Origin of the sequence: Kitasatospora sp. NPDC087861, assembly GCF_044742585.1 — a bacterium.
Taxonomy (GTDB): Bacteria; Actinomycetota; Actinomycetes; order Streptomycetales; family Streptomycetaceae; genus Kitasatospora.
In genome coordinates this window covers 1-16,076 of record NZ_JBIUUS010000033.1, presented here as the reverse complement: position 1 = coordinate 16,076, position 16,076 = coordinate 1, and the positions used below count along the sequence as shown (strand labels likewise).

Sequence of the window (16,076 nt, the reverse complement as noted above, 5' to 3'; positions counted from 1 at the left end):
GGAGGGTCATGACGAACGACTCCGAATCCCAGCTCCCCGGCGCGACCGAGCTCCCAGGCGAGGACGGCGACGCCGCCGTCGACGTCGAGGAAGCCGTCGCCGTCCCGCGCTCGCGCATCCCCGACCTGCTGCACGCCGCGGTGGCGGCCGTCGGCGGCGTCGAGCGGCCCGGCCAGGTCCGGATGGCCGAGGCCGTCGCCGACGCCGTCGACAACGCCGAGCACCTGCTCGTCCAGGCCGGCACCGGCACCGGAAAGTCCCTCGCCTACCTGGTGCCGGCGGTCGCCCACGGGGACCGCGTGGTGGTCGCCACCGCCACCCTGGCGCTGCAACGCCAGCTGGTCGAACGGGACTTGCCGCGCACCGTCGAGGCGCTGCACCCGGCGCTGCGCCGCCGCCCGCTGTTCGCGATGCTCAAGGGCCGCTCCAACTACCTGTGCCTGCACCGGGCCAACGAGGGCACCCCGAGCGACGAGGGCGAGGGCCTGTTCGACGCGGCCGAGGCGCTCGGCGGGCCCGCCAGCAAGCTCGGGCAGGACGTGCTGCGGCTGCGCGAGTGGGCCGAGGAGACCGACACCGGGGACCGGGACGACCTCAGCCCCGGCGTCTCCGACAAGGCCTGGGCCCAGCTGGCGGTCACCTCCAAGGAGTGCCTGGGCGCCACCCGCTGCGCGTACGGACAGGAGTGCTTCGCGGAGAAGGCCCGGGAGCGGGCCAAGCTGGCGGACGTCGTGGTCACCAACCACGCGATGCTCGCGATCGACGCCATAGAGGGCGCGCCGGTGCTGCCCGAGCACGGGCTGCTGATCGTCGACGAGGCGCACGAACTGGTCAACCGGGTCACCGGCGCGGCCACCGCCGAGCTGACCGTCGGCGCGGTCAACCGGGCGGTCAAGCGCGCCGCCCGGCTCGCCAACGAGAAGGCCGTGGACGCCCTGCAGGCCGCCGCCGAGAACTACCACGGCCTGATGGAGACCGCCCAGCCCGGCCGGGTCGAGGAGCTGCCCGAGTACCTGGCGTACGCGGTCACCGCGATCCGGGACGCCGCGCGCCAGGTGATCAGCTCCCTCGGCGAGACCCGCGACAAGGGCCTCAGCGACGAGGACGCGGTCCGCAAGCAGGCGATGGCCTCCGCCGAGTCGCTGCACGAGACCGCCGGGCGGCTGCTGGAGGACTCCGAGTACGACGTGGTCTGGATCGAGCGCAGCGACCGCTTCGGGATGGGCACGGCCTCGCTGCGGGTCGCCCCGCTCAGCGTCTCCGGGCTGCTGCGTGAGGGCCTGTACAAGGAGCGCTCGGTGGTGCTCACCTCGGCCACCCTCAAGCTCGGCGGGGACTTCAACGGCGTCGCCGCCTCGGTCGGCCTGCCCTCGGAGGCCCGGCTGCCGGACGAGCGCACCCCCGGGGACAACCCGGAGCCCGGCTTCGGCGAGGACGCGGTGCCGCACTGGCGGGGCATCGACGTCGGCTCGCCGTTCAAGTACCCCAAGCAGGGCATCCTGTACGTCGCCCGGCACCTCGCCGATCCCGGCCGTGATCCGGAACGGCCCGACATGCTGGACGAGTTGGCCGAGCTGATCGGCGCGGCCGGCGGGCGCACGCTGGGCCTGTTCTCCTCGATGCGCGGCGCCCAGACGGCCGCCGAGGCGCTGCGGGAGCGGCTGGACAACCGGATCCTGCTCCAGGGGGAGGACACCCTGGGCGAGTTGATCCGCGAGTTCGCCTCGGACGCGTCCACCTGCCTGTTCGGCACGCTCTCGCTCTGGCAGGGCGTGGACGTGCCCGGCTCGGCCTGCCAGCTGGTCGTGATGGACCGCATCCCGTTCCCCCGGCCGGACGACCCGCTGATGAGCGCCCGCCAGAAGGACGTCGAACAGCGCGGCGGGAACGGCTTCATGGCCGTCGCGGCGACGCACGCGGCGCTGCTGATGGCGCAGGGCGCGGGCCGGCTGGTGCGCGCGGCGGAGGACCGGGGCGTGGTCGCGGTGCTGGACCCGCGGGTGGAGACCAAGCGGTACGGGAGCTTCTTCCGGTCCTCGATGCCGGAGTTCTGGTACACCACGGACCGCAACCAGGTGCGCCGCTCGCTGGCGGCGATCGACGCCTCGGCGCCGCCGGTCAAGCCGGTGGTGAAGCGGGGCTGAGCGGCGGGCATTGTTCAGACAAGCCCTGGACGCCGGAGGGGCTCCCCGCAGCAGTGCGGTGGAGCCCCTTCTCCCGATTCGTGCGCGCGGAGGCGTCAGAGGCGGCGCAGGACCGCGACGACCTTGCCCAGGATGGTCGCGTTGTCGCCGTTGATCGGCTCGTACGCGGGGTTGTGCGGCATCAGCCAGATCCGGCCGTCCTCGCGCTTGAGCCGCTTGACCGTCGCCTCGCCGTCGATCATCGCGGCCACGATGTCGCCGTTCTCGGCGACCGGCTGGCGGCGCACGGTGACCCAGTCGCCGTCGCAGATGGCCGCCTCGATCATCGAGTCGCCGCGCACGGTGAGCGCGAACAGCTCGCCCTCGCCGACCAGCTGGCGGGGCAGCGGGAAGACGTCCTCGACCGTCTGCTCGGCGAGGATCGGCCCGCCGGCCGCGATCCGGCCGACCAGCGGCACGTACGAGGTGGACGGCCGGCCGGCCGTCTCGGCGGTGTTCGGACGGGCCACCTCGACGCCGCGGACCTCGTAGGCGCGCGGGCGGTGCGGGTCGCGGCGCAGGAAGCCCTTGCGCTCCAGGGCCATCAGCTGGTGGGCGACCGAGGAGGTGCTGGACAGGCCGACGGCCTGGCCGATCTCGCGCATGGACGGCGGGTAGCCCCGGCGCTGGACGGAGTCCCGGATGACCTCGATCACCCGGCGCTGGCGCTCGGTGAGCCCGGCCTCGTCGGTGCGGATTCCGGGGGGGCGGCCGGGCATCGCGCGGGCGGGCGCCGGGCGGGCGTCGTCGAGCGCGGGGGAGTGTTCGATCGGCTGGTCCGGAACGCGGCTCGTGCTGGAAAGGGCCTGGCCGGAGAGTCGGTGGTCTTCGCTACGGTCCATGCTGATGTCCACGCTCTGCTGATTCGTGGTGCGCTGCCCCACCTTGAACTGGGAGTGTTCCTGCACCGGGATGGTGTTGCTTTCGATGGTGTTCACGGCGGCCCCTCTCGACGGCTGTCCTCTCCCCTTTTCCAGCCCAACGCCCCTCCTATCGAAAGGTTGCGCCAAACACACGTTCGAGTGAATTATTCGGGAGTTGGCTGACTCGATCAAGGCTTTGTTGTACATCGAGTAAATGTTCGACCGGATGTCGACTTCGGCAGTCTAATCGGCGTCGACACGCCAGGGGTGTCGCTTCCCCCGGAGACCTACATCTAGTGGCTACAGTCCTCTCCGTGCCCAGTACTAGTGGTTACGGCGCATGATCAGCTTGCCGAGGCCGGGGTCGCATCGCATAGACTCAACCGGTCCGCACGTCCTGCCAGGGAGGGATCCCCAGGTGCACTGCCCCTTCTGCCGGCACTCCGACAGCCGCGTTGTCGACAGCCGGACCAACGAGGACGGCAGTTCGATCCGCCGCCGCCGGCAGTGCCCGGACTGCGGCCGCCGCTTCACCACCGTGGAGACGGCCGCGCTGATGGTCGTCAAGCGCAGCGGGGTCACCGAACCGTTCTCCCGGCAGAAGGTCATCTCCGGCGTCCGGAAGGCCTGCCAGGGCCGCCCGGTCACCGAGGACGCCCTCGCCCAGCTCGGCCAGCGGGTCGAGGAGTGCGTGCGCGCCACCGGCAACGCCGAGCTGACCACCCACGACGTCGGGCTGGCCATACTCGGCCCGCTCAAGGAACTCGACGTGGTCGCCTACCTGCGCTTCGCCAGCGTGTACCAGGCGTACGACGGACTGGAGGACTTCGAGGCCGCCATCGCGGAACTCCGCGCCCAGCGGCCCGACCCCGAGGCGGACGGCACCTGCGTGCCCGTCGCCGCCGCCGCGCCCTAGGAGGCGTCGGCAACCCGGCCCCGTTCCGAAGGGGCCTGCTGCACCGCATCGGCCCCGTGGGGCCCCCGCGTGCCCGGAAACGGGGCGCAGAACACTACAAACCGTGCGTAAGCAGGCGATGTCTCCGCTTGCCCGCACACCGGAAGAACGAACCAGCGGTGCCCGGACTTTTCAGGGCACTTCGGGCGTTTGCCCAGGAGGAGGAGAAGTGACAGACACCACGAGCGGTTCCGCACGAGGGTCGAAGTCCGACAAGGCCGCTGCCAAGGGCGCCGGCAAGGCACCCAAGGGTGGTCTGCGGATCGGGCGCATCTACACCACTCCTGGCGTGCACCCGTACGACGAGGTCCGCTGGGAGCGGCGCGATGTCGTCATGACCAACTGGCGTGACGGGTCGATCAACTTCGAGCAGCGCGGCGTCGAGTTCCCCGACTTCTGGTCGGTCAACGCCGTCAACATCGTCACGTCCAAGTACTTCCGCGGCGCCGTCGGCACCCCGCAGCGCGAGTGGAGCCTCAAGCAGATCATCGACCGCGTGGTGCTCACCTACCGCGCCGCCGGGGAGAAGCACGGCTACTTCGCCACCAAGGACGACGCCGAGGTCTTCGAGCACGAGCTGACCCACGCCCTCCTCCACCAGGTGTTCAGCTTCAACTCGCCGGTCTGGTTCAACGTCGGCACCAAGCAGCCCCAGCAGGTCAGCGCCTGCTTCATCCTGGCCGTCGACGACTCCATGGAGTCGATCCTCGACTGGTACAAGGAAGAGGGCATGATCTTCAAGGGCGGCTCCGGCGCCGGCCTCAACCTCTCCCGGATCCGTTCCTCGAAGGAGCTGCTGTCCTCCGGCGGCAACGCCTCCGGCCCGGTCTCCTTCATGCGCGGCGCCGACGCCTCCGCCGGCACCATCAAGTCCGGCGGCGCCACCCGCCGCGCGGCGAAGATGGTCGTGCTCGACGTCGACCACCCGGACGTCGAGGCCTTCATCGAGACCAAGGTGAAGGAGGAGGAGAAGATCCGCGCCCTGCGCGACGCCGGCTTCGACATGGACCTCGGCGGCGACGACATCACCTCCGTCCAGTACCAGAACGCCAACAACTCCGTCCGCGTCTCCGACGAATTCATGACCGCCGTCGAGAACGGCACCGAATTCGGCCTGCGCGCCCGGATGACCGGCGAGGTCATCGAGACCGTCGACGCCAAGAAGCTGTTCCGCAAGATGGCCGAGGCCGCCTGGGCCTGCGCCGACCCCGGGATCCAGTACGACTCCACCATCAACCACTGGCACACCTGCCCGGAGTCCGGCCGCATCAACGCGTCCAACCCCTGCTCCGAGTACATGCACCTGGACAACTCCAGCTGCAACCTCGCCTCGCTGAACCTGATGAAGTTCCTGCGCGACGACGACTCGTTCGACGCCGGGACCTTCGCCAAGGTCGTCGAGCTGGTCATCACCGCGATGGACATCTCCATCTGCTTCGCGGACTTCCCCACCGAGAAGATCGGCGAGACCACCCGCGCGTTCCGCCAGCTCGGCATCGGCTACGCCAACCTCGGCGCCCTGCTGATGGCCACCGGCCACGCCTACGACAGCGAGGGCGGCCGCGCCCTGGCCGGCGCCATCACCTCGCTGATGACCGGCACCGCCTACCGCCGCGGCGCCGAACTCGCCGGTGTCGTCGGCCCGTACGACGGCTACGCCCGCAACGCCGCCCCGCACCAGCGGGTCATGAAGCAGCACGCGGACGCCTCGGTCGCCGCCGTCTCGCTCGACGAGCTGGACGCCCCGGTCTGGGCCGCGGCCAACGACACCTGGCAGGACGTCCTGCGCATCGGCGCGCAGAACGGTTTCCGCAACGCCCAGGCCTCGGTGCTCGCCCCCACCGGCACCATCGGCCTGATGATGGACTGCGACACCACCGGCGTCGAGCCCGACCTCGCCCTGGTCAAGTTCAAGAAGCTCGTCGGTGGCGGCTCGATGCAGATCGTCAACGGCACCGTCCCGCGCGCCCTCAAGCGCCTCGGCTACCAGGACGAGCAGATCGAGGCGATCGTCGCCCACATCGCCGAGCACGGCAACGTCGTCGACGCCCCGGGCCTCAAGGCCGAGCACTACGAGGTGTTCGACTGCGCGATGGGCGAGCGCTCCATCTCGCCGATGGGCCACGTGCGGATGATGTCCGCGATCCAGCCGTGGATCTCCGGCGCCATCTCCAAGACCGTCAACATGCCGGCCTCCGCGACCGTCGAGGATGTCGAGGAGATCTACTTCGAGGCGTGGAAGATGGGCGTCAAGGCGCTCGCCATCTACCGCGAAAACTCGAAGGTCGGCCAGCCGCTCTCGGCGAAGAAGAAGGACTCCGAGACCAAGGCCGAGGAGGCCCCGGCCGCCGCGGTCGAGAAGGTCGTCGAGTACCGCCCGGTCCGCAAGCGCCTGCCCAAGGGCCGCCCGGGCATCACCACCTCCTTCACGGTCGGTGGCGCCGAGGGCTACATGACCGCCAACTCCTACCCGGACGACGGCCTCGGCGAGGTCTTCCTCAAGATGTCCAAGCAGGGCTCGACCCTCGCGGGCATGATGGACGCCTTCTCCATCGCCGTCTCGGTCGGCCTGCAGTACGGCGTGCCGCTGGAGACCTACGTCTCGAAGTTCACCAACATGCGCTTCGAGCCGGCCGGTCTGACCGACGACCCGGACGTGCGGATGGCGCAGTCGATCGTCGACTACATCTTCCGCCGCCTGGCGCTGGACTTCCTGCCGTTCGAGACCCGCTCGGCGCTCGGCATCCACTCCGTCGAGGAGCGCCAGCGTCACCTGGAGACGGGCTCCTACGAGCCGCTGGAGGCCGAGGAGCTCGACACCGAGTCGCTCGCCCAGTCCGCCCCGGTGGTCGTCGCGCCGGCCCCCGCCGCTGCAGCGCCCAAGGCCGCTCCCAAGGCGAGCCCGGCGCAGGCGCACAACTCCACGGAGCTGATCGAGATCCAGCTCGGCCTCAACGCCGACGCCCCGCTCTGCTTCTCCTGCGGCACCAAGATGCGCCGCGCCGGCAGCTGCTACCTCTGCGAGGGCTGCGGCTCCACCAGCGGCTGCAGCTGACCGCTGGTACTGACCCCGCGAGGGTGAGCCACCGCTGAGGCGGGGCGAGGACTTCAGGTCCTCGCCCCGCCTCTTCTCGTTGCCCGGGGCTCCTGCGCGGACGCCGATGTCACGGATGGGGGCGGTGGGCGGTCGGTAGGGGGTGACGGGGTTCGGTGAGAGGAGTGGTGTGGTGGCAGGGACGGTGCTGGTGACCGGGGCGACGGGGACCTTGGGGCGGGAGGTGGTGCGGCTGCTGGTCGCGCGGGGGGTGGCGGTGCGGGCGTTGAGCCGGCGGGCGCGGAGCGGGGGTGACGGGGTCGAGTGGGTGGTCGGGGACCTGGTGACCGGGGCGGGGATCGCCGGGGCGGTGGCGGGGGTCGAGGTGGTGGTGGACTGTGCGACCACGGTGGGGCGCAAGGACGTGGCCGCGGTCCGGACGCTGGTGGCGGAGGCGGGTAAGGCGGGGGTGCGGCACCTGCTGTACGTCTCGATCGTCGGGGTCGACCGGGTGCCGATCCCGTACTACCGGGCGAAGCTCGCCTGTGAGCGGGTGGTGCGGGAGTCGGGGCTGGGGTGGACGGTGCTGCGGGCGACGCAGTTCCACGACCTGCTGCTGAGGATCTTCGACGCGTCGGCGCGGCTGCCGGTGTTCCCGGTGCCGGGCGGGGCGCGCATTCAGCCGGTGGACGTGGGGGAGGTGGCCGCGCGGGTGGCGGAGCTGGCAGGGGAGGGGCCGGCCGGGTACGCGCCGGAGGTGGGCGGGCCGCGGGTGCGGCCGTACCGGGAGCTGGCCGAGGCGTACCTGCGGGCGGCGGGCCGCCGGCGGGTGCTGCTGCCGGTACGGGTGCCGGGGACGGTGGGCCGGGCGCTGCGGGCCGGCGGGAACCTCACGCCGGAGCGGGCGGTGGGCCGGGGGACCTTCGAGGAGGCGTTGGCGAAGCGGTTCGGCGGCCACTGATGTCAACCAGGGGAGACACCAGCGGCGTGAACCGTCGGTCTCGACGGTGCGTCGGCCATGTCGCCAATCGGTGTGCGTGAGGTGAATGAAGGAGACTGACCGTCAACTCGCCACTTGAGGCCAATGTCTGAATCGATATGATCGGTCGAAAGCGTGAACCGATCGGCCGCCCGGAGACGTTACGCAACGTCGCCGGGCGGTCTCGTATGCGCCCGACCAGCTGTCGGCGTCTTCCCGCCGCCGGCCGCCGCCCGCCGACGTTGCCGAGGATCGCACCGATGAGAGAAGCCACCAGCCCCGACGGCCGGCCGCGCCGGCGGCCCGCGCCGCGCACCGCCGCCCTGACCGCGGTGGCCGTCCTGCTGGCGGCGGTCGCCGCCCCGGTGGGGATCGCCCGGGCGCTGGGTGCGCACCAGCCGCTCACCGCCCTCGCGGTGGGCGCGGTCGCGGTGCTCTGGCTCATCGCGGTCGGCCTCGCGGCGGCCGGCGCCGAGCGCTCCCGCCGACTGGCCGAGGACCTGGACGCGCAGCACGAGGAGACGAGGGCCGCGCTGGTCGTCGCCGGCGCCGCCCGGCAGGCCGAGACGGCCGCCGGGGACCGCGCCGGCGCCGCGTGCGCCGAGCGGGACGCCGCCCGGGCGGAGCAGGCCAGGGCCGAGGCGGACATCACGGCCGCGCACGCCGAACTGGCCCGGCTGCGGGCCGAGATCGAGACCGAGCGCGCCGGGTTCGAGGCCGAGCGGGCCCGGGCCGAGGCCGAACGCGCCGAACTGGACCGGCTCACCGAGGGCGTGCTGCCCGAGGTGGTGGGGAAACTGCGTGGCGGCGCGGCCGTGGACAGCGCGCTGGCCGCCCACCGTACGCACCCCCAGCAGGCGCTGCTGCGCGCGGTGGCCGAGGAGGTCGGCCGGGGCGAACGGCTGCGCGCCGCCGCGCTCGCGGTCTGCGCCACCGCCGCCGGGCGGGTGCAGGCACTGGCCACGAGCATGCACGCCGAGCTGCGCGAGATGCAGCACCGGCACGACGAGGAGGTCCTCGGTGACCTGCTGCGGCTGGACCACTCGACCGCCCAGGCGGGCCGGATGGCCGACGGCATCGCGGTGCTCGCCGGGGCCCGCTCGGGCCGGCGCTGGGCCAAGCCGATCGCGGTGGAGTCGGTGCTGCGCGGTGCGCTCGGCCGGATCGGTGCCTACCAGCGGGTGCGGCTGCACAACGCCAGCACGGCCGCCGTCGCCGGGTTCGCCGCCGAGGGCGTGATGCACGCGCTGGCCGAACTGCTGGACAACGCCACCAACTTCTCCGCCCCGCCGGCCGAGGTGCACGTCTACGTCGAGGAGGTGTCGGCCGGGCTGGTGATCACCGTCGAGGACAGCGGGCTGGGACTGAGCGACAGTTGGCTGCGCCGGGCCGAACGGGCCGTCTCCGCCGAGCCGTTGGACCTCACCACGCTGTCCGCCGGCACCCGGCTCGGGCTTGCGGTGGTCGGCGTGCTGGCGCGCAAGCACGGGCTGCAGATCTCCTTCCGGCCGTCGGCGCGCGGCGGTACGGGGGTGGTGATGCTGATCCCGCAGCAGCTGGTCACGCATCCCGCTCCGGCGTCCGAGCCGGCGCCCGTCCCGGCTCAGGCGCCCGTCGCGGAGTCGGCGCGCCCGGCGCTCATCCCCGCGCGCCCGGCCCCCGCACCCCTGCCGCCGGCACCGACCGCTGCGGGCGTTCGCCCGCCCGCCGTCGCCGGGCCCGCCGTTCCGGCGCCCACAGTCCCCGCCCAGGCCACCCCGGTACCCGCTGCCGCCGGGCCCGCCCGGATCACCGGGAGCGGGCTGCCACAGCGCCGCCGCGGCCAGACGCTGGCCGCCACCACACCGACGGCAGCACCCGCGAAGCCCGTACGCGCCGATGCGGCGAGCGCCGCCGCCCGGTTCGGCGCCTTCCGCAAGGCGGCCCTGTCGGCACCGGGCGACCGGCCCGCCGCGGTGGCGCCGACGACCACGGACACCGACACCGACCCCACGCCCGACGCTTCCCCCGTCACCGAGAAGGACTCCCGATGAGCAGCGCCACCGACCGCGACCTCGACTGGCTGTTGGAAAACCTGCTGGCCGCAACCCCCGGCACCCGGCACGCCCTGGTTCTCTCCGCCGACGGCCTCAAGCTCTGCCACACCGCTGGGCTGAGTGCCGACCAGGCCGACCAGCTGGCCGCGATCGCCTCCGGTCTGCAGAGCCTGGCGCACGGCGCCTCGATCGAGTTCGGCGACGGCAGCGGCGGCGTCCGGCAGTCGATGACCGAGTTCCACGGCGGCATCCTGTGCATCGTGGCGGCCGGCGAGGGCGCGCACCTGGCGGTGGTCACGGACGAGGAGGCGGACGTCGGCGTGGTCGGCCACAACATGCACGGCCTGATCGAGCAGATCGGCGTCCACCTCAGCGCGCCGGCCCGCGGCGACGCCGCGCCGCAGGAGGCGGAGTCGACCACACCGCAAGGGAGCACCCTGGCATGAGCGAACGGATAGTCGGGGCGGGCGCATGAGCGGCCGGCCGGTGCTGCCGGGCCGCGACGACGACCCGGACCGCCTCTACACCATCACCCGGGGCCGCAGCCGTTCCCCGGAGAACGCCTTCGACCTGGTCACCCTGATCGTCGCCGAGCGGCGACCGGTGCCGGGGATGCAGTCGGAGCACGCACGGATCCTGCGGATGTGCGAGGCCCCGACCGCCGTCGTGGAGCTGGCCGCGGAGCTGGCGCTGCCGATCTCGGTGGTGAAGATCCTGCTCGGCGACCTGCTGGAGTCCGGGGCGGTCACCGCCCGCCACCCCCGGTTCGCGCCGACGAAGGCCCGGCTGCCCGATCTCGACACGCTGAAGCAGGTGCTGCATGGCCTTCAACAGCTCTGACCCGGCCTCCGGAGGCCCTACCTCCGGTCCCGGCGCCGGGCCCGCCACCGGGCGCACCCCGCTGCGGGCGACGGCCGACAACGCGCTGAAGATCGTCGTGGTCGGCGGCTTCGGGGTGGGCAAGACGACGCTGGTCGGCTCGGTCAGCGAGATCCGTCCGCTGAACACCGAGGAGGTCATGACCAAGGCGGGGGAGGGCGTCGACCCGGCCGGTGCCTGGGGCAAACGCTCCACCACGGTGGCCTTCGACTTCGGCCGGATCACCCTGTCGGCGAGCCAGGTGCTGTACCTGTTCGGTGCGCCCGGGCAGGAACGGTTCTGGTTCCTCTGGGACCGCCTGTTCAGCGGTGCGCTCGGCGCGGTCGTCCTGGTGGACACCCGTCGGTTGGAGGACTCCTGGTACGCGATCGACCGGCTGGAGCACCACGGCACCCCGTTCATCGTGGCCCGCAACAACTTCGGCGAGCCGACCCACACGCTGGAGCAGATCCGCGACGCCCTGGACCTGGCCGCCGAGGTGCCGCTGGTGGACTGCGACGCCCGGGACCGGGAGTCCGGCAAGCGGGTGCTGATCGAGCTGGTCCGCCACCTGACCGCCCTGGCCGAGGCCGCCGCCACCCCGGAGGCCGGAGCCGCCGCACCGTTGGCCGCCGCCACCCCGTTGGCCGGAGCCGCCGCCCCGCTGGCCGGAGCCGCCGTCACCGCCGAGGCCGAAGCCCCCGTCACCCCGGAGTACGAGGAGAGCACCCCGTGACCGAGCCCGCCGCCACCCCGCCCCCGGGCTGCCCGGCGCACGCCGGGGCCACCCCGCTGTACGGGCCGCGCTTCCAGACCGACCCGGCCCAGCTCTACCGCGAGCTGCGCGCCGCGCACGGCCCGGTCGCCCCGGTCGAACTGGCCGGCGGCGTCCCCGCCTGGCTGGTCATCGGCTACCGCGAGCTCCAGGTGGTGACCGGCCAGCCGCAGCTGTTCGGCCGCGACTCCAGCCGCTGGCACGCCTGGGCGACGCTGCCCGCCGACTGGCCGCTCAAGCCGATGATGGCGCCGGCGCCGTCCATCCTGTACGCCGAGGGCGAGGAGCACGTCCGCCGCTCCCGTGCGGTCACCGACGCGCTGGCCGACGTCGACCCGTACGAGCTGCGCAAGCACGCGGAGGAGATCGCCGACCTGCTGATCGACGAGTTCGCCGGCCGCGGCGAGGCCGACCTGGTCGCCGAGTACGCGCACCGGATGCCGCTCCTGGTGCTGTGCCGGGTGTTCGGCCTGGACGAGGAGCAGGCGCCGGAGCTGATCGCGGCGCTGCTCACCATGCTGGACGGCGGCCCGGACGCGCCGGCCGGCGCCGAGCGGTTGCTGGAGCTGATGCTCGCGTTGGTGCGGGAGAAGTCCGAGCACCCGGGTGGCGACGTCGCCTCGCGGATGCTGGCGCACCCGGCCGGGCTGACGCAGGACGAGGTGATGCGCGACCTGCGGGTGCTGCTGATCGCCGGTCACCAGCCGTCCTCCTACTGGATCTCCAACGCGCTGCGGCTGATGCTCACCGACGAGCGCTTCGCCGCCTCGCTGGCGGGCGGCCGCCGCAGCATCAGCCAGGCGCTCAACGAGGTGCTCTGGGAGGACACCCCGACGCAGATCTTCGCCGGTCGCTGGGCGACCAGGGACACCCGGCTCGGCGGTCAGCGGATCGCGGCGGGCGACCTCGTCCTGTTGGGGATCGCCGGGGCGAACGCGGACCCGTCGGTGCGCCGGCCGGACGGCCGCCCGGCCGAGGGCAACCGGGCGCACATGAGCTACTCCTACGGCGAGCACGGCTGCCCGTTCCCGGCCCAGGAGGCCGCCGAGGTGATCGCCACCACGGCGATCGAGGTGCTGCTGGACCGGCTGCCGGACCTGCGGCTGGCGGTGGCCGAGCACGCGCTGGTGTGGCGGCCGTCGGCCTGGGTGCGCGGGCTGGTGGCGCTGCCCGTCTCGTTCACTCCGGGCCACCCGGCCTGATCGACACCCTGTCCTGCCCGAGCGTCCTGCCCGAGCGAAGGACCGAGTTCAAGGTCCGAGGTCAAGGTCCGAGGTCAAGGACCGAGTTCAAGGGCCGAGTCCAAAGATCGAGTTCAAAGATCGAGTTCAAGGAGAACCGCCGCCGATGACCGCTGCCCCGGCCCCGATCGCCCTCGATCCGCTGGCCCGCGACAGTGCCGCCGAGGGCGCCCTGCTGCGGGCCGCCGGCCCGGTGGTGCCGGTCGAACTGCCCGGCGGTGTCGCCGCCTGGGCGGTGACCCGGCACGCCGAGGCCCGCGACCTGCTGACCGACGTCCGGCTGGTGAAGGACGCCGCGCACTGGGCGGCCTACCAGCGCGGCGAGGTCCCGAAGACCTGGCCGCTGATCGGTCTGGCGGTGCCCGGCCCGAGCATGGTGACCACGGACGGCGCCGAGCACCGGCGGCTGCGGGCGCTGGTGGCGCAGGCCTTCACCCCGCGCCGGGTGGAGCTGATGCGCCCCCGGGTCGAGCAGATCACCCACGCGCTGCTGGACGCCCTGGCGGCGGGGGAGCCGGTGGTGGACCTGAAGTCGGCCTTCGCCTTCCCGCTGCCGATGACGGTGATCTGCTCGCTGCTGGGCGTGCCGGAGTCCGACCACGGCGTGCTGCGGGACCTGTACGAGCGGTTCTTCGGCATCAAGCCCGACCCGGCGGGCATCCAGGCGACCGTCGCCGGGCTGAACGCCTTCGTCAACGACCTGGTGGCGCAGCGCCGTTCGGCGCCGGGCGACGACCTGGCGAGCGCGCTGCTGGCGGCGGACACCGAGGGCGGGGTGCTGACCGACGCGGAGGCGGCGGCCACCCTGCGGGTGATCATCGCGGCCGGCCACGAGACCACGGTGAACCTGATCGGCAACGCCGTACGGGCGCTGCTGGCGCACCCGGACCAGTTGGTGCTGGTGCGCTCGGGGCAGGTGTCCTGGGACGCGGTGGTCGAGGAGTCGCTCCGCTGGACGCCGCCGACCAGCAACTTCCTGTTCCGCTTCGCGGCGGCGGACATCGCGGTCGGCGACGCGGCGATCCCGGCGGGCGAGCCGGTGCTGATCTCGTACAACGCGATCGGCCGGGACCCGGCGCAGCACGGGCTGACGGCGGAGCTGTTCGACGTCACCCGGGACCCGACCCGCCACCTGTCCTTCGGTCACGGCCCGCACGTCTGCCCGGGCTCGCCGCTGGCGCGGTTGGAGGCGGGGGTCGCGCTGCCGGCGCTGTTCGCGCGGTTCCCGGGGCTGTCGCCGGCGGTGCCGGACGAGGACCTGCGGCCGAGCCCGTCGCTGGTGGTGAACAGCCTGCTGGAGCTGCCGGTCCGGCTGTACTGACGGATCGCCGCGGTACGGACCCGTCCGGGTTTCCGGGCGGGGCCGTCGGGTTGCCGCGGGGGGTTCCGGGGTCACGGTCGGGACACCGGCGGACGAAGGTCGACGTGGACCTTGGCGGCGGCTGGCGGCTGCGTTAACGTCGTCGGATCGGTTCGTCCGTCGCCCACCCGTGATCTCTGCACGCCCATCTCCGGTACAGCGCAATGTCGTTCAGCCCACAGCCGGCAGCACGCCCTGGCCAGGAGGACCGCATTGACCCTCAACCCGACCGTGCCGTCCAGGAGTTCCGGCCGCCGCCTGGTCGCCGTACCGGCCCTGCTGGCGGCGCTGGCCCTGACCGCGGCCTGTTCCAACAGCTCCGGCGGATCGGGGGGCGGTGGTGGCGCAGCGGCCCCGTCGCTGTCCGGTGACTGCGCCAAGTACCAGCCGTACGCCGGGCATTCGGGCACCACGGTGACGGTGTTCGCCTCGATCCTCAGCCCGGAGTCGGACAACCTGGAGAAGTCCTGGGCCGAGTTCGCCAAGTGCACCGGCATCAAGATCAGTTACGAGGGGTCGAACGACTTCGAGTCCCAGCTGCCGGTCCGGGTGGCCGGCGGCAACGCCCCGGACTTCGCGATCATCCCGCAGCCCGGGCTGCTGGCCCAGATGGTGAAGAGCGGCAAGGTGGTGAAGCCGCCCGCCCAGACGGTCGCCAACCAGGAGAAGTGGAGCCCGATCTGGAAGACCTACGGCTCCGTCAACGGCACCTTCTACGCGGCGCCGATGAGCGCCAACATGAAGTCGCTGGTCTGGTACTCGCCGAAGGCCTTCAAGACGGCCGGCTACGAGGTCCCGAAGACCTGGGCGGATCTGACGGCTCTCAGCGATCGGATCGCCAAGGCCGGCGGCGCCAAGCCCTGGTGCGGCGGCATCGCCTCGGGCACGGCCACCGGCTGGCCGGCCACCGACTGGCTGGAGGAGGTGGTGCTGGGCACGTACGGCGGTGACGTGTACGACCAGTGGGTCGGCCACCAGGTGAAGTTCTCGGACGAGAAGATCACCACGGCGATGAAGACCGTGGCCGGCTGGATGCAGAACCCGGCCTGGGTCAACGGCGGTTACGGCGACGTCAAGTCGATCGCCACCACCACCTTCCAGGACGCGGGCGCGCCGGTCCTCACCGGCAAGTGCGCCATGCTCCAGCAGGCGTCCTTCTACGAGGCGCAGTGGCCCAAGGGCACCAAGGTCGGCCCGGACGGCGACGTGTTCGCCTTCCACCTGCCCGCGGTGAATCCGGCGATCCCCAACCCGGTCGAGGGCGGCGGCGAGTTCCTGGCCGCCTTCTCCGGCCGGCCCGAGGTGCAGGCGGTGCAGAACTACCTGTCCAGCGCGGACTGGGCGAGCAGCCGGGTGCGGACCGCGACCGGCTGGGTCTCGTCCAACCAGGGCGTGGACAAGAGCCTGTACACCGACCCGATCGACCGGCTGTCGGCGGACGCGCTGACCGACCCGACGGCGACCTTCCGCTTCGACGGCTCCGACCTGATGCCGGCGGCCGTCGGCGCCGGGCAGGAGTGGAAGTCGCTGACCGCCTGGTTCGCCGAAGGGCAGTCGATCCAGAAGACCGCCGCCGACATCGACGCCGCCTGGCCGCAGTAGCCGCCGGGCCCGGGTCGGCGCCGGGCCCGAGCCGGCATCAGGCCCGGGCACGCGCCGGGCCCGCGCACGCGCCACCCGGCGCCTCCAGGACCACCTGTCGAGGGCGGTGCGGGGCCCCCCCCCCCCCCCCCCCCCCCCCCACCCCCCCCCCCCCCCCGCCCCCCCCCGCCCCCCCGGAACCCGGAACCCC

At 72.8% G+C, this 16,076-nt stretch carries 12 protein-coding genes; 11 read left to right on the top strand and 1 reads right to left on the bottom strand.

Translation table 11 applies throughout. The annotated features are described in order from the left end of the window. The first annotated feature begins 8 nt into the window (after window positions 1-8). Window positions 9-2,144 carry an ATP-dependent DNA helicase gene (locus ACIOJE_RS32800; protein ID WP_400781216.1) on the top strand — a complete coding sequence of 712 codons (2,136 nt, stop codon included), beginning with the start codon at window positions 9-11 and terminating at the stop codon, window positions 2,142-2,144. 95 nt (window positions 2,145-2,239) lie between these two features. Here the strand turns inward: ACIOJE_RS32800 and lexA are convergent, their stop codons facing one another. Next, entirely contained in the window at window positions 2,240-2,902 is a 663-nt protein-coding gene (lexA, locus tag ACIOJE_RS32795; protein ID WP_224281048.1) for a transcriptional repressor LexA, read from the bottom strand. A gap of 562 nt (window positions 2,903-3,464) precedes the next feature. Here lexA and nrdR point away from each other — a divergent pair. From nrdR to ACIOJE_RS32745, 10 genes are all read left to right on the top strand, one after another. Then, window positions 3,465-3,962 (top strand): transcriptional regulator NrdR, encoded by a 498-nt coding sequence (gene nrdR / locus ACIOJE_RS32790; protein WP_280685042.1) that lies wholly within the window; start codon window positions 3,465-3,467, stop codon window positions 3,960-3,962. Window positions 3,963-4,170: 208 nt separating this feature from the next. Then, a complete protein-coding gene (locus ACIOJE_RS32785) occupies window positions 4,171-7,056 on the top strand; it encodes a vitamin B12-dependent ribonucleotide reductase (protein WP_400781213.1) in 2,886 nt (961 codons plus the stop codon). Between the two features lie 172 nt (window positions 7,057-7,228). Then, window positions 7,229-7,996 carry an SDR family oxidoreductase gene (locus tag ACIOJE_RS32780; RefSeq protein ID WP_400781211.1) on the top strand — a complete coding sequence of 256 codons (768 nt, stop codon included), beginning with the start codon at window positions 7,229-7,231 and terminating at the stop codon, window positions 7,994-7,996. Between the two features lie 278 nt (window positions 7,997-8,274). Beyond that, window positions 8,275-10,047 (top strand): sensor histidine kinase, encoded by a 1,773-nt coding sequence (locus ACIOJE_RS32775; protein ID WP_400781208.1) that lies wholly within the window; start codon window positions 8,275-8,277, stop codon window positions 10,045-10,047. Then, a complete protein-coding gene (locus ACIOJE_RS32770) occupies window positions 10,044-10,496 on the top strand; it encodes a roadblock/LC7 domain-containing protein (protein WP_280685038.1) in 453 nt (150 codons plus the stop codon). The genes ACIOJE_RS32775 and ACIOJE_RS32770 overlap by 4 nt, the downstream gene beginning before the upstream one ends. 25 nt (window positions 10,497-10,521) lie before the next feature. Then, window positions 10,522-10,890 carry a DUF742 domain-containing protein gene (locus ACIOJE_RS32765; RefSeq protein WP_280685037.1) on the top strand — a complete coding sequence of 123 codons (369 nt, stop codon included), beginning with the start codon at window positions 10,522-10,524 and terminating at the stop codon, window positions 10,888-10,890. After that, window positions 10,871-11,644: a GTP-binding protein gene (locus ACIOJE_RS32760; RefSeq protein ID WP_400781205.1), complete on the top strand. Its 774-nt coding sequence runs from the start codon at window positions 10,871-10,873 to the stop codon at window positions 11,642-11,644. Before ACIOJE_RS32765 ends, ACIOJE_RS32760 begins: the two co-directional genes overlap by 20 nt. Beyond that, on the top strand, window positions 11,641-12,885 hold the full coding sequence (locus ACIOJE_RS32755; protein WP_280685035.1) for a cytochrome P450: 1,245 nt from the start codon (window positions 11,641-11,643) through the stop codon (window positions 12,883-12,885). The genes ACIOJE_RS32760 and ACIOJE_RS32755 overlap by 4 nt, the downstream gene beginning before the upstream one ends. 145 nt (window positions 12,886-13,030) lie before the next feature. Continuing rightward, window positions 13,031-14,245: a cytochrome P450 gene (locus tag ACIOJE_RS32750; RefSeq protein ID WP_400781200.1), complete on the top strand. Its 1,215-nt coding sequence runs from the start codon at window positions 13,031-13,033 to the stop codon at window positions 14,243-14,245. A gap of 252 nt (window positions 14,246-14,497) precedes the next feature. After that, on the top strand, window positions 14,498-15,886 hold the full coding sequence (locus ACIOJE_RS32745) for an ABC transporter substrate-binding protein (protein ID WP_400781197.1): 1,389 nt from the start codon (window positions 14,498-14,500) through the stop codon (window positions 15,884-15,886). The last annotated feature ends 190 nt before the right edge of the window (window positions 15,887-16,076 follow it).